Raw genomic sequence first — 23,576 nt, 5'->3', positions numbered from 1 at the left:
CATGTACCGGCAAGGACATCATGAAGGGGAATGTAGGTGAAAAGAGTTATTGTGCTTGGCGCGCAAGTGCCGTTTGTCAGAGGCGGCGCGGAGCTGCTTAACGAAGAGCTTGTCAAGCAAATCAATCTGTGGGGCAAGCAACGCCAGGTCGTCGCAGAGCTGGTGCAGTTGCCCTATAAGTGGTATCCAGAAACAGAAATTCTGTCTTCCATGCTCGCATGGAGGTTGTTGAATTTGAACGAAAGTAATGGTCAGAAAATCGACCTGTGCATTTGCACCAAGTATCCGACCTATGCCGCCTCGCATGCCAATAAGGCGCTTTGGCTCGTGCATCAGCATCGAGTGCTTTATGACCTGGAACGTACGCGCTTCGATCAGCCCCACCTGACCGCGAAGGATTCGGCGGTGCGTGATGCCCTGCGAGCGTCCGACCGGGAGTTGCTGGCGGAGATCGAGCCTCGATATACCATTTCTCAGACGGTTACCGACCGTCTGCAGCAGTACAGCGGTCTGGGCTCTGAGGTTCTCTATCCGCCGTCGAAGCTGGCGCCATTCATCACCTCGGGAGACTATGGCGACTACGTGCTGTGTATCGGTCGTCTTGAGGTGATGAAGCGTCCCGACCTGCTGATCCGGGCCGCGAAGCATGTCCCCCATGCCAAGGTGGTCATCGCCGGAACCGGTGCCAGCGAGTATGCCCACTCCCTGGCACCGCTGATCCGCGAGCTGGGCCTGACGGATCGCGTCGAGCTTGCAGGTTTCGTGGAAGACGAGAAACTGCTCGAGCTGATTGCCAACTGCCGTGCGGTCTTCTACTCGCCGGTGGATGAGGACTATGGTTTTGCGACGCTGGAAAGCTTCGCCGCCTACAAGCCGGTCATTACGGTTGACGATAGCGGTGAGGTGGGCAGGATCGTCGAGTCCACCGGCAGCGGTTGGGTCACAAGTCCTACACCAGAGGCGATCGCTGAGAGCCTGCTCGATTGTTATGCGAAAGGACCGGCGCAACTTCGTGCATTGGCTGAGGCTGGTCAGCACATGAGTACCTCCATTACCTGGGATCGCGTGATAAGCAATCTGGTGGAGAGCCGGCTTTGAGTACGCCGTTTCGCATCGCGATGGTCGGGCCGCATCCTCCGGAGCGCTCAGGCATTGCAGAGTACACGGCAGGTCTGTCGAACCTGCTGCGAGATCAAGGGCTGCAGGTCGATGCGATTGCACATGCCGATCTTGTTCGCCTCGGGATGAACAACACCGTCCACAGACTGCTTGGAGCGGATGCGATCGTTTACCAGATGGGTAACCATCCAGCGTTCCATGGATGGATGCTTCCGTTGATGGCAGCAGCGCCGGGAATCGTGCATCTGCATGACCTTGTATTGCATCATATGGCCGCTGGCGTTCTGAATGAAGAAGGCCGCCTTCTCAACGGCGACTATTTCAATCTTCTGGAAAAGTGGTATTCCAGCACCGATGTAAGGAGCGCCAAACTGGCGCTTCGTAGCGGATCGCCCGTCTGGAATCGGGAAGATGTGGTGCGTTTTCCGCTGCATCAAGTGGCCACCAAACTGGCCACTGAGGTAGTGGTGCACTCACGCTATGCAGCCGATCAGATCGGCAAGGACTTTCCCTGGCTCCCCGTGACGGTGGTGCCGCAGTTGTACCCGACGGTCGCTCAGCATCGCATTCGTGACAATCTGCGCACCATCGCGTTGCTGGGCGGTGGGCATACGAATCGTCGCTTCGATTGGATTGTGCAGGCGCTGTCGGCGATCGACTCCGAACTGAATGGGCCGATCACGTTGGAAATCGCTGGTCAGGTAGAAGCAGCCGTACTCGATCAGCTGGAGAGTATTGCAGACCTGCGTAACGTGCAGCTGATCAATCATGGCCATCTAGACGACGATCAGTTCAGTAAGGTATTTGAGCGTGCGGATCTGATGATTGCCCTGCGCCAGCCAACGATGGGCGAGGCGTCGGCTGTCGTATGCAAAGCGATGCAGGCGGGTCTCCCCGTCATCGTATCGGATCACGGTTGGTATGCAGAGCTGCCCGCTTCGGTAAAAAAAGTCGCGCCGGATGCAGAATGCCCGGACGCTCTGGCAGCGTTGCTGCGTCAATTGACGCGCGACCCTGCAACCTACGCCGCTTGGGCCGAAGAGTGTTCCGATGCATCAAGACGGCTGGCGCTTGATCCTTATGCAGCCGCGGAAGGATATGCGCGGCTGCTGAGACGCCATCGGGTTGTTTCCGATTTCAAGGACTGTGTGGCTGATGCGGTCGCAAGCCTGAAGGTCGACATCGATTCTCCGCTTGCCGAGGAGCTGCATCGAATCGACGTGCTGAGCAGCCTGCGCGGGGATCGCTGGGTTAATCCGGCCCTGGCAGCATTGAAGGATCAGGAGCTGGATTCGCATGCGCGTGTGGTTGGGGCAACAGTGGGACCCTATCCCTACAGTGAGCCGTTGCCGGAAGAGGCCTTTCAGGGGCAGGCTGCCGTTGCTGAGCAGGAGGTGCTGGTTGCCGAGCCGTCCAGCATAATCTCGTTGCGTGTCGAATTGACCAACAACAGCGAGTACTCCTGGTTCAGTCCGCTCGGTCACGCATTGCGGCCGTTCGGCATTTATCTCGGACACTTCTGGATTCATGCCGAAACACCGACGGCGGTAGCCGAACAACCTCGCCATTTTATTCACGATGCGGTCGCGCCGATGTCTTCTGCAGTTCACGATCTCACAGTCCGCGCTCCGGCAGTCGCAGGTGACTACTACCTGGAGATTGATCTAGTCCAGGAGTCGGTCTGCTGGTTCAAAAGCCGTGGCTTTTCACCGGCCCGACTTCTCATTCGAGTAGAAGCCGCTCAATAATGAGCGGCGTGCTCATCCACCACAGGTCCTTATCCATGAAAAATCGTATGAAATCTCCTGTTTCCTTCGGCTCCGTCGCCGTCCTGGCGACGGTGATTGCGTTCACCGGCTGCTCGAAGGCCCCGGAGGCAGAACAGCCAGCGAAGGCCGAACCCCAGCAGGCCGCCCAGACCACCGAAGCAGGCGGCATGTCGACTCCGTTGACGCAAGAGCAGGTTGGCGCACGCTACGCCATTGCCTCGGAGCCGGTACTGGTCAACAACGGCGAGCTGGTACGGGTTGCAGTGTCTGTCACCAATTCGGGCAAGGCCGCCATCAACTCAAAGGGCACACTGCCGGTCAATCTCGCCATCTCCCTGGTGGATGATTCCGGCAATGTCTCGAACCGGGACTTCCTGCGCGCTCCGCTTCCTGCCGAGGGCATTCCGGCGGGTGGCTCCGCTGAAGTGGTCGCAGATGTGCCCAGCCAGGCGGTGATCGGGAAAACGCTGCGATTCGGCCTCGTCCAGGAATCGGTGGCGTGGTACAGCGACTTCAAGGTGGATTCGCTCGATTATGGCCCCCTGACTTCGTGCCAGGACCAGGGCAAGGAAACGGTTTGTGGTGCGGGCGGAAAGCCTTTGGCCACGCGCTGAGACTCAATGATCATCGGAACGAGCCGCGTTCAATCCCGGCTCGATTCCGTAACTTATAAGTAACCAAGAGAGGGATGATGAAAACTGCGTTGATTACCGGCATTTCCGGCCAAGACGGTGCCTACCTGGCCCAGCTGTTGTTGGATAAGGGCTACCGCGTGTTCGGCACATACCGCCGTACCAGTTCGGTCAATTTCTGGCGGATCGAAGAGGTGGGAATTGCAAATCACCCTAATTTGCACCTGATCGAGTACGACCTGACCGACCTTGGTTCGAGTATCCGCATGCTCGAGAGCACGGGCGCCACCGAGGTTTACAATCTGGCGGCTCAAAGTTTCGTGGGTGTATCGTTCGACCAGCCGACGACGACCGCGCACATCACCGGCATCGGCCCGGTCCACCTGCTGGAAGCCATTCGGCAGGTGAACAAGGACATCCGGTTTTACCAGGCCTCGACATCGGAAATGTTCGGCAAGGTGCAGGCGGTCCCGCAGATCGAAAGCACGCCGTTCTATCCTCGCAGCCCTTATGGCGTTGCCAAGCTGTACGCGCATTGGATGACGGTCAATTACCGTGAGAGCTATGGCATCTTCGGCTCCAGCGGAATTCTGTTCAATCATGAAAGCCCGCTGCGCGGCCGCGAATTTGTGACGCGCAAGATCACTGACTCGGTGGCCAAGATCAAACTTGGACGCTTGGAATGCCTGGAGCTGGGCAATCTGGATGCCAAGCGCGATTGGGGTTTTGCGCGCGAGTACGTGGAAGGGATGTGGCGCATGCTTCAGGCCGATGAGCCGGATACCTTTGTTCTGGCGACAAATCGCACTGAAACCGTCCGTGATTTTGTCAGCATGGCCTTCAAGGGGGCCGGAATCGACGTCGAATTCCGCGGCAAGGATGCAGATGAAACTGCAGTGGATGTCGCTACCGGCAAGGTGGTGATGCGCATCAATGCGAAATTCCACCGTCCTGCAGAAGTGGATCTGTTGATCGGCGATCCCGAGAAGGCAACGCGCGTCCTCGGCTGGAAGCCTGAAACCACGCTGGAGCAGCTCTGCCAGATGATGGTCGAGGCCGATCTCAAGAGGAACGCGCATGGCTTCTCGTTCTGATCTGAACGGTAAGCGGGTTCTAGTCACTGGCGCGTCCGGTTTCACCGGCCGCTATGTGTCTGATGAACTGAAAAATCTAGGCTGCGAGGTGCTGGGGCTTGGCGGCTCCGATCACTCCGCACCGGACTGGGCTAGCGGCCTGGCCTCTGTCGACCGTCATTATCAAGTCAACCTGCTCGATCAGGATGCCTTGCGTGAGGTGCTGAAGACTACCCGTCCGGACATTATCATTCACTTGGCTGCGCTTGCGTTTGTCGGTCACGGGAGTGCAGATGATTTCTACAACGTAAATTTGATTGGCACGCGTCATTTGCTGCAGGCAGTGGAAGAGGCTGAAATTTCTCTCGAGCGGCTCCTCATCGCCAGCAGTGCCAATGTTTATGGCAACTCCTCGGAAGGGCGTTTGGATGAGTCGGTTGCTCCGGCACCAACAAACGATTACGCCATCAGCAAGCTGAGCATGGAGTACGTGGTTCGGCTTTGGCAGGGTCGGCTGCCTGTCACCGTAGTCCGACCATTCAACTACACGGGTAGGGGGCAGTCGGAAAACTTCCTCATTCCCAAGATTGTCTCGCACTTTGTCCGGCGAGAGCCACGGATCGAGTTGGGAAATCTGGATGTGTCGCGTGACTTCGGTGACGTCAGGGCAGTGGCATCGGCCTATGGCAAGCTGTTGCAATCAGCCGACGCCATCGGTCGTACAGTCAATGTGTGCTCCGGAACGGCTTATTCCCTTCGGGAAGTGATCGATCTGTGCACACAGATCACTGGCCATTCGTTGGAAGTCTCTGTGAACCCGAAGTTTGTGCGTAGCAATGAAGTCAAGATGCTATGCGGCGATAATCGATTGCTGCAGGAGCTCACCGGGAGCTGGACGTCTCCGCCGTTGCGGAAAACCCTGGAATGGATGCTCGAAGAAGGCTGAGTGAAGCTCGGCCTCGCGAAATGCTGGCAGCTGGCTGGCTTCGTGATCCATCTACGCGTATGCGCACGCAGAAGTCTGAGGTGCGGTGACTGATGTGGCCAGACAACCTACGTCACGTTCGGTATGACGTGACGTAGGTTGCTTGGTAGACATGCGATCAATGGTCGATCTGAGATACATGATTCCGCGGCGCGTGCTGTCAACCACGTGCAAGGGCGCGCACCTGATACGGGTCAGGTAACGCCAGGCCTGATTGCATTTGCTGGCTTGCCCGCCCACGGCCAGCGACTGCTAGGGCGTGCGGCCCAACAGCTGCATAGACCTGAGTGAAATGCCCAGAGCGCGCGCGTCCGAAGATATTCCAAGCTCGACTGGTGAGGCTGGACGATCGAAGTGCAGTTCGACCCTGACTTCATCGCCAGCCGCCAATTTTGGCAGGGCAATAGTGATCAGTTGCGGCTCTGGGGCCGATGCTGTGAGGGTTTGGTGCTGCCAGTTGCCACCATTCACACGAATACCAACATCCATGGATTGGCGTCGTGGGGCCCAAAGGCCACCAGCCTGCATGACCAGTCGAGCGCCTGCGTCTGCCGACGTTTCCATCCGCATTAAAAGGCCTGCATCCTCGCCGACGGACCATACTCCGAAGGGTTCATCTGTTGACCAGCCATTTGTCAGAAATGGCCTCAGGTCAGCAGGACCTATCCTATCACCTGCCGAAATAACCGCGGACCTGGTTGAAGCAGCATCCAGGGAGGACTCGGTCTCTCTTGCCGTACAGCCTGGAAGTAACAGGCATAAGACGGAAGCTAGAAGTGCAGCCTTAATGTCGCGATTGATGGCAATCATTTTGAATTCCGTATGCCAGTTGTGCTGAGGCGACGCATATTTCGTTCGGTCAGTCAGTCGACTCGATCGGAGCGAATTTGATCCAATCGAATGCCATGCCGAATCCAGAAGAGTGATTGTCGACCGGAAGCAGGAAGGTGGCCCTGTTGTTGCCATCTTTCAGGAAGGACGAGGGCAATTCTCCATAAAACTCATTGGAAGTGATCCAGCGGACCGGGACCACATGGCCGTTCACTGAAATCGCGAGCTTCTCAGGGTGTATGCCGGGGGCGATGGACATGACCTTTCCCCGAACTCGATAAACCCGGCCAGTTGGTTTTAGCTGGAATTGAAGCCATGGATTCTCAACGACGGTCCACGAGAATGAAGCATGTTCCATACGTCCTTCATGTTGCCACTGGGCATCCTGCCATCCGCGTCCCGGCGCAGGCACGTCCAAATTCCACCAGCGGCCGAAATCCCACCTAAAGCCTGCCTCCCGTTCCCTGTGGCGGAACTGATCGAAAGCCAGAGGCCAGGGAGACGGCGCGAGCATGGCGCGATAGCGCCGCGAAACGGCGTCGTTGCGCAACGAAAGCTCGTCTTTACGCGCACCACTTAGCGGTACAACGCCCTCTTCGGGAATGCGCACGATCTGCGTCCTGCTCTTGTCTGCGCGATACAGAACGCTTTGCGGCGGCGACTTATAGTCTGGTCCATCAATGGCTGGGCCTGAACTGAACTCCCAGTGGTCAGGGTATTCTGCGCATCGGCCGGTGCGGCCTCTTTCATCTGCGTGTTGCCAGTCGTTCTCAGGTTGATTGCAGATCTGTACCACGTCGATCGGCTTGCCGTACAAATAGGTTAGCGCGTTCATCATGTTTTCCCGGAGCATCCACACGCTGTTGATGAGGTGGGAGCCGTCGAGAATGAGAAGATCGCGGTCGTTGGCGATATCCGGCAGGCTTACAGCCACGTCCTGGAGGACTTTGCGTTCTGTATCAGAAATCTGTGAGTAGTGATGGAACTGGAACATTTGTGCCGCCATGCCCAGTACGATCAATACGGTGCCGAACACCATTGCCAGGGTTCGACGGGCTCCAGAAAACAGCATGACCAGAGCCACCGTGGCCAATGCTCCGCCTGGAGTCGCGAAGAGGAAGGTGCGTTGACTGATGCTGGTATGCGCGGGTGATGCAAGAAAGGGGAGATAGCCGACGGCGGCAAATGCCACGCCGGTAACGAGCACCCGTAGCGACCAACGCACGCCGATTTGCTTTTCCGGGGTTGGTGCGGAAAAGGGTTCGCGTATGTAGCGGAGCAGAGCCAACGCCATCAACGCAATGGCCGACAGGTACCAGAAGCTGCGGTACTCGACGAAGAGAATCCTTCCGGCGTCGATCCAACCGCCCACTACGCTTCGGCCGATGCCCGTGTAAAACATCACCAGGGCGCGCTCTTTAAGCAGGGCAATGCCACCGGCCTGGCTCTCTAACAGATGCCCTTGGTAGGTCGAGCCAGTCTTGGCAACGTAGTAGATATAGGCTAAGCAAGCCAATATGCCTATGCACCAGACCAGCGAAACATACCAGCGACGGAGGGGAAGTCTGACCGTCTCCACCAATCCGAATCGGCACCAGAGCAACAGCAGAGGCAAGATGGCGTATGCCAATGCCACTTCATAGATCAGCGTGGCAACAACCAACATTGCGGTAGACACAAGCGATACCAGGATCGCCCTGCTCTTGCCCATCAATTGACTTCCATATGCATGCACTATCCCTGTCACGCCGGCAAATGCCAGCAAGACAGACCAGTTGATATGGAAGGAGCGGAACGACAGCTGCATCGTATCTGCGGGATAAATGACCACCAGCAGCGCCAGCAACACGGCATAGAGCCGCGAGCGCAGCAGCCACCACCCCAGGATTCCGCCGCAAACACCCTTCAACACCAAGGCCAGCATCTGCAACAGATGCATGGCGAAAAAGGAGTTTGGCGATAGTTGGTACGCGATCGCATTCGGCAACAGCATGAGGGGCCGCATGCGGTGGCTGGGAAGCGGCCCACCCTCACCAACCACGTAGAACACGCCGTGGCGAGTGAACAGGTTCAGAAGATCCCATTCCTCGATATGTCCCATCATGTTGAAGCCGAAGGGAAGCCAAAGCAGCATGACGATCGCTGTGGAGCAAGCGATGAACAACATGGTGCGCTGGGAAGCGTCGTTGCGGATTAGGGGATTGGACATTCGATGGCTTGTTTGGTTGCAGTTGCGGCGTAGGTTGGATTTAGACGTGATCGCGACGTCGGTCCCGGTTGAACACCCAGAAATTCATCACGAGAAACACCACGACAGGCACGACGACGGCCGAGAACGCAATGCCCCACGCGTAATGCAAGTGCAGACTGTTCACAGCCACGCCCATCCCGATGATGGACAAGGCGAGGTTGAAGCTGTGCAGCAAAATGAAGCGCAAGCCTTCCGAACTCAGATGACCAGAGGACACGAACGTGAAACTGCGGTGCGCGACGAAATTGATTGGCACCAACACCAGGTAGCAGAGCGCCGTGGCCATGGTTGGCTGCATGCCAAGCTTTGATACAGCCACCCAGGTAAGCACACTGAAGGCGACGGTACTGGCGCCACCAACGATGCAAAAGCGCAGAAAGCGTGCGGCCAGGGCGCGATGGCGCTGTGATATCACTTCACGGTCTCTTGCTCTTGGCCTACGTTGAGCTGTTGGCCCTTTATGTATTGGGGACGATTGCTGACGTTGAGCAGCACGCGCCCTACGTACTCGCCCACCACGCCCAGCGCGAGTAGCTGGATGCCGCCCATGATCAATACCGCAACGATCAATGACGTCCAGCCGATGACGGTGTGCGGCCAAAGCAGCTTCTGCAGGATCAGCACGATGGCGCACAGAAAGCCGAGGCCGGAAGAGACGATTCCTGTCAGCGACGCTACCCGTAATGGTGTGATCGAGAAGCTTGTCGCCATCTGCATCCACAGTGAGATCGACTTGCGCAGGCTGTATCCAGACTTGCCGTCGCTTCGGGCGTGGTGCTCCGCTTCAATGGTGGTGATATTGCTGGTGCTCTGAACGATAAGGCCATCGACATAGACGAAGGGGCCGCCGTAGCGCAATATCTCGTCACGAACTTCGCTGATCAAGCCGCGGAATGGCGAAAGATACAGCCCGCGAGGTTTGGCGAGCAGCCACGACGCCATGCGGTCATTGAACTGGCTGCCGAGGCGCTTCCAGAGAGCGTGCCGCCGGCTTTTGAACTGCACGTAGCAAACATCGGCTCCACTTCGCAGCTCGGCCACGACGCGCCCGATGTCGGACGGCGAGTGCTGCAGATCGTCATCCATGGTGACGATGTAGCGGCCGCGTGCCACACCGAATCCAGCCATCAATGCATTGTGCTGCCCCGCGTTCTTGCGCAGGCGGACTCCCTTCAACCAGGGCCGGGAGGTGCACAGCCCTGTTATGACCTGCCAGGAGTTATCCGGGCTGCAGTCGTACACCAGTACGACTTCGAACTTGTCGGTGAGCGCAGTCAGCGACTCCTCGAGTTTCTCGACAAGCGTGGGCAGGATGGTCGCGCTGCCATAGACCGGGATGACGACGGAAATATCAGGTTGCATCGCTCGTTCCGTAGTATTTGCGAATCAGCCTGGCGATGTATCCGGGAGAGGAATCAATGCCGATGGCGGTTGCATAACGAACAAATGGCGCCGGATCAGGCATGGCACCGCCGCCACGGTCCACAAAGTCAATGCTTGCCTTCTTGCCCAGCGTGGCCTCCAGCATCGAGACCAGCTCGAGCAGGGTGACATTTTCTGGCGGAGCCAGATCCAGCACGGCATTGGTTTCGAGGCGGCGCTCCACCAGATGAAGGGTCACTCGGGCAACATCTTCTACGTCGATCAGGCAGCGCACTGCCTTGACCCAGATGCGTAGCGGCTCCGCATTGCGAATACCACTGGCAAGGTAATTGGACAGGGTGTGTGGATTGTCAGTGCGTCCCACGACTTGAGGCAGGCGCAGGATCAGATACTCGTCGCGTTCCGCAATCAGCCGTTCCATTCTCAGCTTGTGGCGGACGTAATGGGTTTCCGCGCGGTCGGGGTCTGTCACGCTGCACGTGCTGAAGTACACGAACCGGCCTCGCGCCTCGTCCAGAGCCTTGACCAGCAGACGGGCTTCCCTTTCAAATGCCGCCGGATCGGTCTCGGATGAATTGGACACCCCGGAGGCGAATACCGTGGCGTTGAGCTCAGCGAGCCTATCTGCTGCGAAGGATCTGGCCAGCAGGCCATTACCGATGATCACTTAATTACCAATTCCCATTTATCGACGTTGTCCTTATGCAGCGCTGGACAACTACAAGGCCGCCGACGCCATACGATCGTCCCGGGCCAACACTTGCTTCGGCCGCGGCGTGTCCCCATCAGGCATGCAAGCGGCGAAGAGTGGCGCCGCCACGCTGACGGCGCAGTATACCGTCAGCCGTGGCGGCCATCGTAATCTTGAGAGTAGCCGTTAGCCCAAGGCCTGTTCCAGCTCCGGCAACAGCGTGAACAAATCCCCCACCAACCCGATATCGGCAATCTCGAAGATCGGCGACTCCGGGTCCTTGTTGATCGCCACGATCGTGCCGGCGTCCTTGATGCCGGTCAGATGCTGGATCGCGCCGCTGATGCCGATCGCGACGTACAGCTCGGGGGCGATGATCTTGCCGGTCTGGCCGACCTGCAGTTCGTTGGGCACGTAGCCGGCGTCCACGGCGGCGCGCGAGGCGCCCACGGCGGCGCCGAGCTTGTCGGCCAGGCTGTAGATGTGCTGGAAGTTCTCGGCCGAGCCGACGCCGCGGCCGCCGGAGACCACGCGCTTGGCGCTCTGCAGGTCGGGGCGGTCGGAGCTGCCTGCGGCCAGCCCGATGAAGCGGGTGTGGGTCGGCAGCGCGGCATCTACGGCGACGGACTCGATCGTTGCGCTGCCACCGGCTGCCGCTTCCGGCCAGGAGGCGCTGCGCACGGTTGCGACCACGACCTGGTCGGCCGGTGCCTTCACCGTGATGATCGCATTGCCGGCGTAGATCGGGCGCTTGAAGGTATAGGCATCTTCGACCGCCATCAGGTCCGAGACCTGGTTGACGCCCAGCAGCGCGGCCACCACCGGCATCAGGTCCTTGCCGAAGGTGGTCGAGGGGCCGAACACATGGGTGTAGCCCTGGCCGGCGAGCTGGGCAATCTGCGGCCCCAGGACCTGCGCGATGGCATGTTCGTTGGCGGCGTTTGCCACCGTCAGTACGCGGGCAACACCCGCCAGCTGCGCGGCCTGGGTCGCAACCGCGGCTGGGTCGGCCGCCAGCACGACGACGTCGATGGCCTCGGCCGACACGGCCAGCGCGGCGCTCAGGGTCTTGGCGGTGGCCGCGTTGAGCTGGCCGTTGAGATGTTCGGCAACGATGAGAACCTTGGCCATTACAGCAACCCCTTCTGCTTGAGTGCGGCCACCAGTTCGGCGGCATCCTTGACCATCACCCCGCGGCTACGCTTGGACGGCGGCGCATAGTGGGTGGTGCTGAGGCTGTCGTGCGCAGCGATGCCAAGATCGGCAAATGCCAGCGTTTCCAGCGGCTTGCTCTTGGCTTTCATGATGTCCGGCAGCTTGATGAAGCGCGGCTCGTTCAGGCGCAGATCGGTGGTGATCACCGCCGGCAGGTCCACTTCCAGCGTTTCCAGGCCTGCGTCCACCTCGCGGGTCACCGTGGCCTTGCCATCGGCGACCACCAGCTTGCCGGCGAAGGTCGCCTGTGGGCGCCCCCACAACGTAGCGAGCATCTGACCGGTCTGGTTGGCGTCGTCGTCGATCGCCTGCTTGCCCAGGATGACCAGGTCCGGCTGTTCCTTTTCGACCAGCTTGAGCAGGGCGCGCGCGGCGGTCAGCGGCTGGATCGCCGCGTCGGTGACCACGTGGATGGCGCGGTTGGCGCCCATGGCAAGCCCGTTGCGCAGATGCGCGGCCGCATCGGCCGGCGCCAGGGTGGCGACCACCACCTCGGTGGCAATGCCGGCGTCGCGCAGGCGCAGCGCCTCTTCCAAGGCGATTTCGTCAAACGGGTTCGGCGAGAGCTTGACGCCGTCGGTGACCACACCGGAGCCATCGGGCTTGACCTGAATGCGGACGTTGTAGTCCACCACGCGCTTGTAGGCGACGAGGATTTTCATCGTGTACGAGATCCTTCAGCTGTTGCGGGAAGGCCCGGCCGCGGCGGCAGGCTCGGGAGTGGGGCCATTCTAACCGGGCAAGCAGTACCATGCGATGGCGTATGGATGCTGCGGCGCAACAGCTTCGCGCAGTTGTTCGGGCAATGCTTAGGCCCGGTATTGCCCGGACCGTATATCCTGTGTGGTTTGAAAATGCGGCGCCGCGCGCGCGCGACCAGGAGGGGTAGACAGTGGCGACTTGGCTAGTAACCGGCGGGGCCGGCTTTATCGGCGGAAATTTTGTTCTTGAGGCAGTCGCGCGCGGGGTCCGCGTGATCAATCTCGACGCGCTCACCTATGCGGGGAACCTGAACACGCTGGCGTCGCTGGAGGGCAATGCCGACCATGTCTTCGTCAAGGGCGACATCGGCGACGGCGCGCTGGTGACCCGGCTGCTGCAGGAACATCAACCGGATGCGGTGCTGAACTTCGCTGCCGAAAGCCATGTGGATCGCTCGATCGAAGGCCCCGGCGCGTTCATCCAGACCAACGTGGTCGGCACCCTGGCCTTGCTCGAGGCCGTGCGCGATTACTGGAAAGCGCTGCCGGACGCGCGCCGCGAGGCCTTTCGGTTCCTGCATGTGTCCACCGACGAGGTCTATGGCACGCTGGGCGAGACCGGCAAGTTCACCGAAACCACGCCGTATGCACCCAATTCCCCGTATTCGGCATCCAAGGCGGCCTCCGATCACCTGGTGCGCGCATTCCACCACACCTACGGGCTGCCGGTGCTGACCACCAACTGCTCGAACAACTACGGCCCCTACCATTTCCCGGAAAAGCTCATTCCGCTGGTGATCGCCAAGGCGCTGGCCGGCGAGCCGTTGCCGGTGTACGGCGATGGCAAGCAGGTGCGCGACTGGTTGTTCGTCAGCGACCACTGCGAGGCGATCCGTACCGTGCTGGCCAAGGGCAAGGTCGGCGAGACCTACAACGTGGGCGGCAACTCCGAGCGCCAGAACATCGAGGTCGTGCAGGCGATCTGTGCGCTGCTGGATCAGCATCGCCCGCGTGCGGACGGCAAGCCACGCGCAAGCCAGATCACCCATGTCACCGATCGCCCCGGGCACGACCGTCGCTACGCGATCGATGCCTCCAAGCTGAAGAACGAGCTGGGCTGGGAGCCGGCATATACCTTCGAGCAGGGCATCGCGCAGACGGTGGCGTGGTACCTGACCAACCAGGCCTGGGTCCAGGGCGTGCTGGATGGCAGCTACCGGCTCGAACGGATCGGCGCCGCGGCCTGACGCGACCCCCTAGCAAGCGCCCGCGCATGTCTGCGTGTGCGGGCCTCAACAGGACACCCTGATGACACAACGTAAAGGCATCATTCTGGCGGGCGGCTCCGGCACGCGCCTGTACCCGATCACCAAGGGCGTCAGCAAGCAGCTGTTGCCGGTGTACGACAAGCCGATGATCTACTACCCGCTGAGCGTGCTGATGCTCGCGGGCATCCGCGACATCCTGATCATCAACACCCCGCACGAGCAGGCGCTGTTCCAGTCGCTGCTGGGCGACGGTTCCCAGTGGGGCGTCAATCTCCAGTATGCCGTGCAACCCAGCCCTGACGGCCTGGCGCAGGCCTATCTGATCGGTCGCGAGTTCATCGACGGCAAGCCGAGCTGCCTGGTGCTGGGCGACAATATCTTCCATGGGCACGGCCTGACCGACACCTTGCGCCGCGCCGATGCGCGCGAGCAGGGAGCGACCGTCTTCGGTTACTGGGTCAACGATCCGGAGCGCTACGGCGTTGCCGAATTCGATCAGCAAGGCAAGGTCATCGACATCGCCGAAAAGCCGGCAGAGCCCCGTTCCAACTACGCGGTCACCGGCTTGTATTTCTATGACGGCCAGGCCAGCGACTACGCGGCTGCATTGAAGCCCTCGCCGCGCGGCGAGCTGGAGATCACCGATCTCAATCGCTGCTATCTCGAAGCCGGCAACCTGCACCTGGAGCCACTGGGGCGCGGGTATGCATGGCTGGATACCGGGACGCACCAGTCATTGCACGAAGCGGCCAATTTCATCGAGACCATCCAGATGCGCCAGGGTCTGCAGGTGTGCTGCCCGGAGGAAATCGCATTTGGCCAGGGCTGGATCGATGCCGAGCAGCTGGAGCGCCTGGCGGCGCCGTTGTTGAAGAATGACTACGGCAAGTATCTGACTGCATTAGCCAAGCGTGGGGTCGTCCATTGAACGTGATCGAAACGACATTGCCCGGCTGCGTCGTCATCGAGCCTGCGGTCTTCGGCGATGAGCGCGGTCAGTTCTTCGAAACATGGAATGCAGAGCGCTTCGGGCAGCATGGGCTGCCGACGAGTTTTGTGCAAAGTAACGTCTCCACGTCCACCAGGGGCGTGCTGCGCGGTCTGCATTACCAGTGGCCTCGGCCACAGGGCAAGCTGGTGAGCGTGCTTGAAGGTGAGGTCTACGACGTTGCGGTGGATATCCGCGCCGGTTCTCCCCACTTCGGGCGTTGGACCGCCGTTTTACTGAGCGCAGAAAACCGACGCCAGGTCTGGATACCTGAAGGCTTTGCACATGGCTTTGCAGTGCTTTCAGAGAAAGCGTTGTTCAGTTATCTGTGCACCGACGTGTACGTCAAGGAAGCAGATGCAGGCGTGCGTTGGAACGATGCGGCGATCGGTATCGATTGGCCGATCAGCGATCCATTGCTGTCGGCCAAGGACGCCAAGGCGCCGTTCCTGGATGAGGTGCCAGCCGACCGACTGCCGGTGTATATGCCGTGACCACGTTGGTGTTTGGTGCGAACGGGCAGGTGGGTGCGGAACTGTTGCGCGCATTGGCCGCCGATGGCTCGGTGCAGGCAACGACACGCAGTGGTCAGCTGCCTGACGGCAGCGCCTGCGAGACGGCGGACTTGGACGCACCGCAAACGCTAACTGCCTTGCTGGACCGGGTTTCCCCGTCGCATGTGGTCAATGCCGCCGCCTATACCGCGGTGGATCGCGCCGAGCAGGATCGCGCCAGCGCATTGCGTGTCAATGCAACCTCGCCTGGCGTCATCGCCGCCTGGTGCGCATCCCGTGACGTACCGCTGGTGCACTACTCGACCGACTACGTCTTCGACGGTCGGGGTACCGCACCGTATCCCGAAGACGCGCCGACCTCGCCGCTGGGCGTGTATGGCGAGACCAAGCTTGCGGGTGAGCAGGCCATCCGTGCTTCCGGCGCGCAGCATCTGATCCTGCGCACCGCATGGGTGTATGCCTCGCATGGCGCGAATTTCCTGCGCACCATGTTGCGTGTCGGTGCCGAGCGCGATGAGCTGCGGGTGGTGGCCGACCAAGTCGGAACACCCACGCCCGCGGCCCTGATCGCCGATGTCACCGCGCAGTTGCTGCGCCAACGCAGACCAGGCACCTCGGGGACATGGCACCTCACGGCAGCAGGGCAAACCAGCTGGCATGGCTTTGCCGAGGCGATCTTCCAGGAGGCGGTCAGCGCAGGCCTGTTGTTGCGCGCGCCGCGTGTGGTACCCATCACGACCGCCGACTACCCGACGCCCGCACAGCGGCCGGCATATTCGCGGCTGTCGATCGACAAACTGCAGCGCGATTTCGACATCGTGTTGCCGGACTGGCGAGTCGGCCTGCAGCGCGTGATTGCCGAAATCGCCGCTGCCAGGCACTAGATACGCGACTCTGGCCGGTGGCGATATTTCCGCCGACGCATTCAAGCCGCAAACGCAAACAGCCGGGAATCCCCGGCTGTTTGCTTATGTACTGCAGAATCCCGAAAGCGACCGATCAGGTACGCCCGTAGGTATCTTCGAAACGCACGATGTCGTCTTCGCCCAGGTAGCTGCCGGACTGCACTTCGATCAGTTCCAGCGGCAATTTGCCCGGATTGCGCAGGCGATGGGTCACGCCAAGCGGAATATAGGTACTCTGGTTCTCGGTGAGCAACAGCACCTCTTCGCCACGCGTGACTTCTGCGGTGCCGCTGACGACGATCCAGTGTTCGGCGCGGTGGTGATGCATCTGCAGGCTGAGCACGGCACCGGGCTTGACGGTGATGCGCTTGACCTGGTGACGGTGACCCATGTCGATCGAATCGTAAGCACCCCACGGGCGATAGACCTTGCGATGCCAGGTGGCCTCGGAACGGCCAGCCGTCTTGATCTGGCCCACCACGTCCTTGACCTCCTGGATGCGATCGCGGTGACCGACCAGCACGGCATCCGGCGTCTCGACGACGACCACGTCTTCCAGGCCGACCATGGCGATCAGGCGCGAGCCATACGCGTAGGTGTTCTTGCAGTCCAGCTGGATGACATCGCCGTGGTGTGCATTGCCCTGGCCGTCCTGTTCGGAGACGTCCAGCAGCGACGACCACGAACCGACATCGTTCCAGCCGGCATCCAGCGGCACCACCACTGCATCGGCGGTCTTTTCCATCACCGCATAGTCGATGGAATCCGATGGGCTGGAGGCGAACGCGTCCTTGTCCAGACGGGTGAAGTCGGCATCGCGCTTGCCGCCTTCCCACGCCTTCTGGCAGGCATCGGCAATGGCCGGCTGGAACTTGCGCAGTTCTTCCAGGTAGCGCGAGGCACGAAACAGGAACATGCCGCTGTTCCAGTAATACTCGCCGCTGGCCAGATACCCCTGCGCGGTGGCCAGGTCGGGCTTTTCGACGAAGCGCTCGACCGCAGTGGCGCCGGTGCCGGCACCGGCCTTGATGTAGCCATAGCCGGTTTCAGGCGCGGTCGGCTTGATGCCGAAGGTGACCAGCTTGCCCTGCTCTGCGGCGGCGGCTGCGACGGTGACTGCCGCCTGGAAAGCAGCCTCGTCACGAATGACATGGTCCGAAGGAAGCACCAGCAGCAGCGGATCACCACCGTTACGGGTGGCTTCGAGCGCAGCGACGGCAATTGCCGGGGCAGTATTGCGGCCCTTGGGCTCGAGCAGGATGGCCGACGGCTTCACGCCCAGCTGCTGCAACTGCTCGGCGGCCATGAAGCGATGCTCCTCGTTGGCCACCACGATGGGGGCATGCGCCGCCACCGGAGCAGAACGCAACCAGGTAGCCTGCAGCATGCTGTGCTCGCCGACCAGCGGCAGGAACTGCTTGGGATAGGATTCGCGCGACAACGGCCAAAGGCGCGTGCCGGAACCGCCGGACAGGATAATCGGAAGGACATCGCTCATGAGCGGGGGAAACTCCAATGCGTCAAAGTGGGGGACGATGTTAAATCAGCCGCGCAGCAGGTTGGAAATTTCCTGCGTACGCGTTTCCAGCAGTGCGGCGTCGCCGCGCGTTTCCACGTTCAGACGCAGCAGCGGCTCAGTATTGGAGCTGCGCAGGTTGAAGCGCCATTGGCCGAAATCGGCACTGATGCCGTCGGTGTAGTCCAGTTCCGGCGACTGGTCGCCGTAGTGCTCCATCACGCGGGCGACCGCCGCCTTGGCATCGTCCACCTTGAAGTTGATCTCGCCGCTGCAGGGGAATTTCTGCATGCGCGCTTCGACCAGATCCGCCAGCGAACGACCCGACTGCGACACCAGCTCGGCGATCAACAGCCACGGAATCATGCCGGAGTCGGCATAGGCGAACTCACGGAAATAATGGTGCGCGCTCATCTCGCCGCCATAGACGGCATTTTCGCTGCGCATCTTTTCCTTGATGAAGGCATGGCCGCTCTTGCACAGCACCGGAATGCCGCCGGCGTCCTCGACCATCTCGACGGTGTTCCAGGTCAGGCGCGGGTCGTGTACGACCTTGCCGCCGGGCTGCTTGGCCAGGATCGCCTGCGCCAGCAGGCCGACCAGGTAATAGCCTTCGATGAAGCGGCCGGTGTGATCGAAGAAGAAGCAGCGATCGAAGTCACCATCCCAGGCAATACCGAAATCGGCGCCGTGTTCCTTGACCGCCCTGGCCGTGGCGTCGCGGTTTTCCGGCAACAACGGGTTGGGAATGCCATTGGGGAAGTTGCCATCGGGTTCATGGAAGACGCGGACGAACTCGAACGGCAGCTGCGGTGCAAGCAGGTCGACGATCAGGCCGGCGCCGCCGTTGCCGGCGTTGACCACCAACTTGAGCGGCTTGAGCGTGCTGCGGTCCACGTAGCTGAGCAGGTGCTCCAGATATGCGGTCTTGTCGGTGCGGCTGTGCTCGCTTGCCGTGGGCTCGCCGGGGGCGGCGGTGTCGGCAGCGACGGTGTCGCGAATCGCGAACAGGCCGGTGTCGGAACTGATCGGCCGCGCCTGCTCGCGCACCAGCTTCATGCCGTTGTAGTCCATCGGGTTATGGCTGGCCGTGACCATCACGCCGCCGGCCGCCTTGAGGTGATCGGTCTGGAAATAGACCTCCTCGGTGCCGCACAGGCCGATGTCGATCACTTCGCGGCCGCTGGCGCGCAGGCCGGCCGAGAGCGCTTCCTGCAGGCTGGGGCTGGCCAGGCGCACGTCGTGGCCCAGGACCACCGGCCCTTGCTCCAGCTGCGCCGCCAATGCCACGCCGATGCGGCGCGCCAAGTCCTCGTTGAGTTCATCCGGCACGCGGCCGCGAATGTCGTAGGCCTTGAAGGCGGGTAGCGTCATGGGCAATTCCTGGGGTGGGGGAAATCCCGAGTTTAGCGGCTGCGCCGTGTCTTGGGTGTGGCGGAATTGCGATCGGGGACAGGGAACAGTCAGCGGCTAGAATGGCCGCTTCACATCAGCGAGGCGAGGGCGGTGATGAGCAATGGTGGGCGTGGTGCGGCAGGCGGCAAACGCTATGCCGATGCCGGGGCGGCGCTGGATGGGGTGCTGGCCGATGGCCAGACCCTGGCGGTCGGCGGCTTTGGCTTGTGCGGAATTCCGGAGGCGCTGATTGCGGCGGTGCGCGAGAGCGGGGTCGGCGGATTGACCGTGATTTCCAACAACGCCGGCGTCGATGGATTCGGGCTGGGTCAATTATTGGCCACCCGACAGATCCGCAAGATGATTTCGTCCTACGTGGGCGAAAACAAGGAATTCGAGCGGCAGTATCTGGCCGGCGAACTCGAGCTGGAGTTCAACCCGCAAGGCACGCTGGCCGAGCGTCTGCGCGCGGGCGGTGCGGGAATCCCCGCGTTCTACACCGCAACCGGCTACGGCACCATCGTGGCCCAGGGCAAGGAAGCCCGCGAATTCGACGGCAAACAGTACGTGATGGAAACCGCGCTGCAGGCCGATGTCGCGCTGGTCAAGGCCTGGCGTGCGGACACGGCCGGCAATCTGGTGTTCCGCAAGACCGCGCGCAACTTCAACCCGGCCTGTGCCATGGCCGGTCGCGTCTGCGTTGCCGAGGTCGAGGAGATCGTCGAAGTGGGCGCGATCGATCCGGACCAGGTGCATCTGCCCGGCATCTATGTCGACCGGCTGGTGCTCAACGCCACGCCGGAAAAACGCATCGAACAGCGCACCGTGCGCGAAGGACAGCACTGATGGCCTGGACCAGGGACCAGATGGCCGCACGTGCGGCGCGCGAATTGACTGTTGGCGCCTACGTCAACCTGGGCATCGGCCTGCCGACGCTGGTGGCCAATCACATTCCCGATGGCATGGACGTCTGGCTGCAATCGGAAAACGGCCTGCTCGGCATCGGCCCGTTTCCCACCGAGGACGAGGTGGATGCGGACCTGATCAATGCCGGCAAGCAGACGGTGACTGCGCGTGCCGGTGCCAGTTATTTCGGCAGCCACGACTCGTTTGCGATGATCCGCGGCGGGCACATCGATCTGGCGATTCTCGGTGCGATGCAGGTCACCGACCGCGGCGACCTGGCCAACTGGATGGTGCCCGGCAAGATGGTCAAGGGCATGGGTGGCGCAATGGACCTGGTGGCTGGCGTCAAGCGCGTGGTGGTGCTGATGGAACACGTCGCCAAGGACGGCAGCCACAAGATCCTGCCCGAATGCGATCTGCCATTGACCGGCGTCGGCGTGGTGGATCGCATCATCACCGACCTGGCGGTATTGGATGTTACCGATGGCGGGCTGGTGCTGGTGGAGGCGGCCGATGGGGTAGAACTGGAGGAGTTGCGCCAGAAGACCGGCGTGGCACTTCTGACGCCTCAACCGTGAGGCCAGGCCGGATGGCCGTCAGGTCATCCGGCCCGAACCGATCCGCGTCCGGTGAAACGGTCGTCGAGTTGCAGATCCGCCAGCCACGGCGCCTGCCAGCGTCCGGAGCCGACGCACTGCAACGGGATCTGGACCGCGGCTCGATCGAAGTCCAGCAGGTAGCTTTCGTCCTGCGCAACCTTGCAAACGTCTGCAATGAACGCCAATGCACCTTCGTGCACCTGGGCGATCGTCGCCCATTGCGCTGGCGACAGCTCCGCACTGGCGTAGACCGCAGTCGGAACGTTGGTGGCGTCTGCAAAATAGGAAAACTGCGGCGAAGGAGCGGTGAGAAGTGTCTCCAGAAGCAGGTCATGGCGCAGGATCGTCGACTGCTCCGGAGCACCTTCGGTACGGCCATCAAAATAGCGGGCGGCGGCCCAACTCTGGGCAGCGATCTTCGTGGCGCGCCCGTTCAGTGCAAAATACGCGCCACCCAGCGGCTGCCCGGTCAATCGCGCGAGGTTGGCCTGGATGGTGCCGGAGTACCCTATGTCGGCCACCATGGCGGCACCGTCGCCTGCGGTCGCCGTCCAGTAACGCAGGTAGGCCGTCCTTTCAGTCTCGGCCAGCGCCAGCAGGTCATTGATCGCTGGGGCAATGAGTTGCAGCAGCTCGGCATGCATCTCCGGCAGGTAGACATCGCGTTGCATGACCGGGCGCCCCAGGCGACGTTCCAGAATAGCTGCGGCAGCATCTCCCAGGCGCGCCTGTATCAGGCCGCTCAACGTGCCGGTGTAGGTGCTGTCCAGCAGCAATGCAAGATCATCCGGCGCATGCAGCGAGGGTGTTCCGGTTCCACGCCGAGATGCCAGCAGATACTTGCCCTGAAGCTGCTGCAGCAAAGGCGAGGTTTGCCTTACTAGCCGAAAACCCTGCTCCAGCAGGTGGCCTTCTCGGCTCAAAAACAGGATTGTTTCGATATTGGCTTGCTTCGCCATGCGGATCAGCCAGGCGAGATAATCGAAGATCAGCGGGCCGATGACCACGTAGCCGAGAGATGCCGGTGAAAGAATCGGCAGCGGCATCAAGGTTTCCGGGTGCCGGTCGGCAAGATCGGCGAATCGATTGGCCAATAGGCCAAGCCACAACTGGTCCTGCCACCGCGTTGCGTCACCCGACGGCGGTCTGAGCGGGCGCAAGGCGGGGACCACCTCAAACAGCGCGGATGGGCGAAGCACATGCACCGGCGTCAACAGCTTGTGCATCTGTGGACGCTGGACATCTGCATGTTCGTTGTCGCCCACATGCAGCCAGTGCGATGTCTCGATGTTTTCGATGCCTGGCAGCTCCTTCCAGGCGCTGTCAGCATCCTTGCGCCAGCCCGTCTCGCACGACACATACCAGGCAGCTGGCAACGCACTGACGTCGGCCGGCAGGACCTGCTGCAGCAACGTGCTATCCAGATACATGTCCGAAAGCGCAACCAGGCGGATGCCACGTTGTTGCAGGTGCGCCGCCGCTGCGATCACGCCTCGCCGTGGTTGCAGCAATCTGGCTTCCAGCGCCACTTCCAGTGCCTGCAAGGCACCGATGGGAAGTCCCCCCGCACCGGGCAGGCCAGACAGCGTGGTGTAGATGGTTGATAGATCGACATCGGCGCCACGTTGATGGCGTGCCTTCGCCTCGGCAAGCTCGCGGAGTTCGAGAAAATTCCCGACCCCGAATCGGTCCGCGACCAGATGGGCAAGATAGGCGCGCGCACCCGCCGGAAACAGGAACGGCCTCACTACCAAGGTATCGAAGATATCCAGCGACACCAGCCGAGCTTGAAGAGAGGACAGGGTCAACCGCGTGGCGATCGGTGTTTCGAACGCCGCCTGCCAGTTGCGTCCACCTTCGCCGCTGAGTGCCAGCGTGCCATCTTGCGGCAATATGCCAATCCGATACTGCTGGTGGCGCACAACAGCGACGAAGATGCGCTCCACTGCGTGGTGCAGGGTGCCATCGATCTGACCGTGTTCTTCCGGAAAATCCTTGAGTTCCAGATCCAGCGCGTACAACGGCCGCAGTGCATCCACCTTTGCCCAGAACATCGATCCGGCAGGAAAATCGATGTACTCCGAGGGACTGATGTCGAATCCAAGTCGCTGGGCAAGCGCGCGACAGACGCTGAAATTGCTGAGCCAGGTATGCGCCCACAGCAGCACCCGCTCGTAACTCTCGGGATAGAGCATGCCAAGCCGCGGCTCGGCCTGAAACATTCCCAGGTGCCAGGCGATGCGCTCCGGGCTCCCCATCAGGGATGACACCAGGTAGCGGCGCCATTGGCCTTGCTCGCTGCCTGTATACAGCGACTTTTTCGTGTGCAGATGGCCAACGACATCCAATGCCAGGACCTGTTCGCGAAATGTCACCAATAGCGGCGCGATGTCACGGCCACGGTTGGGCACGATGCGGATATCGAGCTTGTCCACCCGCGGCAACTTTGAAAAACGGTCTCGCACCTGGACGGCGGCGGCTTCATCCATCACCGATACCAGCAGGTCGTAGCCCACCGGCATGTGCTGGAGTGACTGTGCGAATTCGTTGATCAGGTCGGGATAGAAGACGTGCAGCATCACGCCAGTCTTGAGCCGCAGCTGCGACAGCGGCGCAGGCGCGACGAAAGGTTCCTGGTCAGACAGGTGATGGACCGCCGGCTGCGTACGCCCGGCCAGTTGCAGCCGCCCCAGCAGGCCGCGTATGCCCAGGGCGCGGATGACCTTGAAGGCCCGTATTGCGACCGCGGCTACGCCGGTGAAACCGCCGCCATGGAGCTCTACCGAGCGACGTGCCGCGGCCAGGAGTTTGGAGAGACTGCCGCTCACGCGGTA

General features: G+C 61.1%; 20 protein-coding genes. 11 read left to right on the top strand and 9 right to left on the bottom strand.

Going from position 1 to position 23,576, the window contains the following annotated elements; genetic code table 11:
• The first annotated feature begins 36 nt into the window (after window positions 1–36).
• From H7A87_RS16605 to H7A87_RS16585, 5 genes are all read left to right on the top strand, one after another.
• On the top strand, window positions 37–1,098 hold the full coding sequence (locus H7A87_RS16605) for a glycosyltransferase family 4 protein (RefSeq protein ID WP_102580568.1): 1,062 nt from the start codon (window positions 37–39) through the stop codon (window positions 1,096–1,098).
• 20 nt (window positions 1,099–1,118) lie between these two features.
• A complete protein-coding gene (locus H7A87_RS16600; RefSeq protein ID WP_119128319.1) occupies window positions 1,119–2,867 on the top strand; it encodes a glycosyltransferase in 1,749 nt (582 codons plus the stop codon).
• A 35-nt stretch (window positions 2,868–2,902) separates the two neighbouring features.
• Window positions 2,903–3,502 carry a glycosyltransferase gene (locus H7A87_RS16595; RefSeq protein WP_180496777.1) on the top strand — a complete coding sequence of 200 codons (600 nt, stop codon included), beginning with the start codon at window positions 2,903–2,905 and terminating at the stop codon, window positions 3,500–3,502.
• A 77-nt stretch (window positions 3,503–3,579) separates the two neighbouring features.
• Window positions 3,580–4,614 carry a GDP-mannose 4,6-dehydratase gene (gene gmd, locus H7A87_RS16590; protein ID WP_012439287.1) on the top strand — a complete coding sequence of 345 codons (1,035 nt, stop codon included), beginning with the start codon at window positions 3,580–3,582 and terminating at the stop codon, window positions 4,612–4,614.
• A complete protein-coding gene (locus H7A87_RS16585) occupies window positions 4,598–5,539 on the top strand; it encodes an NAD-dependent epimerase/dehydratase family protein (RefSeq protein WP_119128320.1) in 942 nt (313 codons plus the stop codon). Before gmd ends, H7A87_RS16585 begins: the two co-directional genes overlap by 17 nt.
• A gap of 898 nt (window positions 5,540–6,437) precedes the next feature.
• Here the strand turns inward: H7A87_RS16585 and H7A87_RS16580 are convergent.
• The 6 genes from H7A87_RS16580 to H7A87_RS16555 all read right to left on the bottom strand — a co-directional run bounded on the left by H7A87_RS16580 (window position 6,438) and on the right by H7A87_RS16555 (window position 12,611).
• Complete coding sequence (locus tag H7A87_RS16580) at window positions 6,438–8,618, bottom strand: hypothetical protein (protein WP_147421081.1); 2,181 nt, start codon at window positions 8,616–8,618, stop codon at window positions 6,438–6,440.
• Between the two features lie 40 nt (window positions 8,619–8,658).
• Window positions 8,659–8,979 (bottom strand): GtrA family protein, encoded by a 321-nt coding sequence (locus H7A87_RS16575; protein WP_232087983.1) that lies wholly within the window; start codon window positions 8,977–8,979, stop codon window positions 8,659–8,661.
• A 92-nt stretch (window positions 8,980–9,071) separates the two neighbouring features.
• On the bottom strand, window positions 9,072–10,022 hold the full coding sequence (locus H7A87_RS16570) for a glycosyltransferase family 2 protein (RefSeq protein WP_102580563.1): 951 nt from the start codon (window positions 10,020–10,022) through the stop codon (window positions 9,072–9,074).
• Window positions 10,012–10,710 carry an NAD-dependent epimerase/dehydratase family protein gene (locus H7A87_RS16565; protein WP_104561987.1) on the bottom strand — a complete coding sequence of 233 codons (699 nt, stop codon included), beginning with the start codon at window positions 10,708–10,710 and terminating at the stop codon, window positions 10,012–10,014. Before H7A87_RS16565 ends, H7A87_RS16570 begins: the two co-directional genes overlap by 11 nt.
• Before the next feature lie 210 nt (window positions 10,711–10,920).
• Window positions 10,921–11,865: an electron transfer flavoprotein subunit alpha/FixB family protein gene (locus tag H7A87_RS16560; protein WP_119128322.1), complete on the bottom strand. Its 945-nt coding sequence runs from the start codon at window positions 11,863–11,865 to the stop codon at window positions 10,921–10,923.
• Window positions 11,865–12,611 (bottom strand): electron transfer flavoprotein subunit beta/FixA family protein, encoded by a 747-nt coding sequence (locus H7A87_RS16555; RefSeq protein ID WP_119128323.1) that lies wholly within the window; start codon window positions 12,609–12,611, stop codon window positions 11,865–11,867. Before H7A87_RS16555 ends, H7A87_RS16560 begins: the two co-directional genes overlap by 1 nt.
• A gap of 230 nt (window positions 12,612–12,841) precedes the next feature.
• Between H7A87_RS16555 and rfbB the strand changes: the two genes are divergently transcribed.
• The 4 genes from rfbB to rfbD all read left to right on the top strand — a co-directional run bounded on the left by rfbB (window position 12,842) and on the right by rfbD (window position 16,305).
• Window positions 12,842–13,897 carry a dTDP-glucose 4,6-dehydratase gene (gene rfbB, locus H7A87_RS16550; protein WP_104583291.1) on the top strand — a complete coding sequence of 352 codons (1,056 nt, stop codon included), beginning with the start codon at window positions 12,842–12,844 and terminating at the stop codon, window positions 13,895–13,897.
• A 61-nt stretch (window positions 13,898–13,958) separates the two neighbouring features.
• Entirely contained in the window at window positions 13,959–14,846 is an 888-nt protein-coding gene (gene rfbA, locus H7A87_RS16545; RefSeq protein WP_119128324.1) for a glucose-1-phosphate thymidylyltransferase RfbA, read from the top strand.
• Window positions 14,843–15,400 (top strand): dTDP-4-dehydrorhamnose 3,5-epimerase, encoded by a 558-nt coding sequence (gene rfbC / locus H7A87_RS16540; protein ID WP_104583293.1) that lies wholly within the window; start codon window positions 14,843–14,845, stop codon window positions 15,398–15,400. The genes rfbA and rfbC overlap by 4 nt, the downstream gene beginning before the upstream one ends.
• Window positions 15,397–16,305, top strand: coding sequence for a dTDP-4-dehydrorhamnose reductase (rfbD, locus tag H7A87_RS16535; protein WP_119128325.1), 909 nt, complete (start codon window positions 15,397–15,399; stop codon window positions 16,303–16,305). Before rfbC ends, rfbD begins: the two co-directional genes overlap by 4 nt.
• Before the next feature lie 115 nt (window positions 16,306–16,420).
• Here rfbD and H7A87_RS16530 read toward each other — a convergent pair whose 3' ends face one another.
• Window positions 16,421–17,824 carry a mannose-1-phosphate guanylyltransferase/mannose-6-phosphate isomerase gene (locus H7A87_RS16530; RefSeq protein WP_119128326.1) on the bottom strand — a complete coding sequence of 468 codons (1,404 nt, stop codon included), beginning with the start codon at window positions 17,822–17,824 and terminating at the stop codon, window positions 16,421–16,423.
• 45 nt (window positions 17,825–17,869) lie between these two features.
• Entirely contained in the window at window positions 17,870–19,216 is a 1,347-nt protein-coding gene (locus H7A87_RS16525; RefSeq protein ID WP_119128327.1) for a phosphomannomutase, read from the bottom strand.
• Window positions 19,217–19,351: 135 nt separating this feature from the next.
• Between H7A87_RS16525 and H7A87_RS16520 the strand changes: the two genes are divergently transcribed.
• Together H7A87_RS16520 and H7A87_RS16515 are read left to right on the top strand one after the other, a co-directional pair.
• The gene (locus H7A87_RS16520) at window positions 19,352–20,083 is read left to right on the top strand and encodes a CoA transferase subunit A (RefSeq protein ID WP_119128328.1); all 732 of its coding nucleotides are present in this window, start codon (window positions 19,352–19,354) and stop codon (window positions 20,081–20,083) included.
• Window positions 20,083–20,721: a CoA transferase subunit B gene (locus H7A87_RS16515; protein WP_115677903.1), complete on the top strand. Its 639-nt coding sequence runs from the start codon at window positions 20,083–20,085 to the stop codon at window positions 20,719–20,721. The genes H7A87_RS16520 and H7A87_RS16515 overlap by 1 nt, the downstream gene beginning before the upstream one ends.
• Window positions 20,722–20,744: 23 nt before the next feature.
• On the opposite strand, the gene H7A87_RS16510 is transcribed toward H7A87_RS16515, so the two are convergent.
• Window positions 20,745–23,480, bottom strand: a complete 2,736-nt coding sequence (locus H7A87_RS16510) for a rhamnan synthesis F family protein (RefSeq protein ID WP_119128364.1) — start codon at window positions 23,478–23,480, stop codon at window positions 20,745–20,747.
• Window positions 23,481–23,576 lie beyond the last annotated feature (96 nt).

Source organism: Xanthomonas sp. CPBF 426 (assembly GCF_903989465.1).
Taxonomy (GTDB): Bacteria; Pseudomonadota; Gammaproteobacteria; order Xanthomonadales; family Xanthomonadaceae; genus Xanthomonas; species Xanthomonas euroxanthea.
The sequence above is the reverse complement of the archived record's forward strand: the minus strand, read 5'-3'. Positions and strand labels throughout refer to the sequence as shown.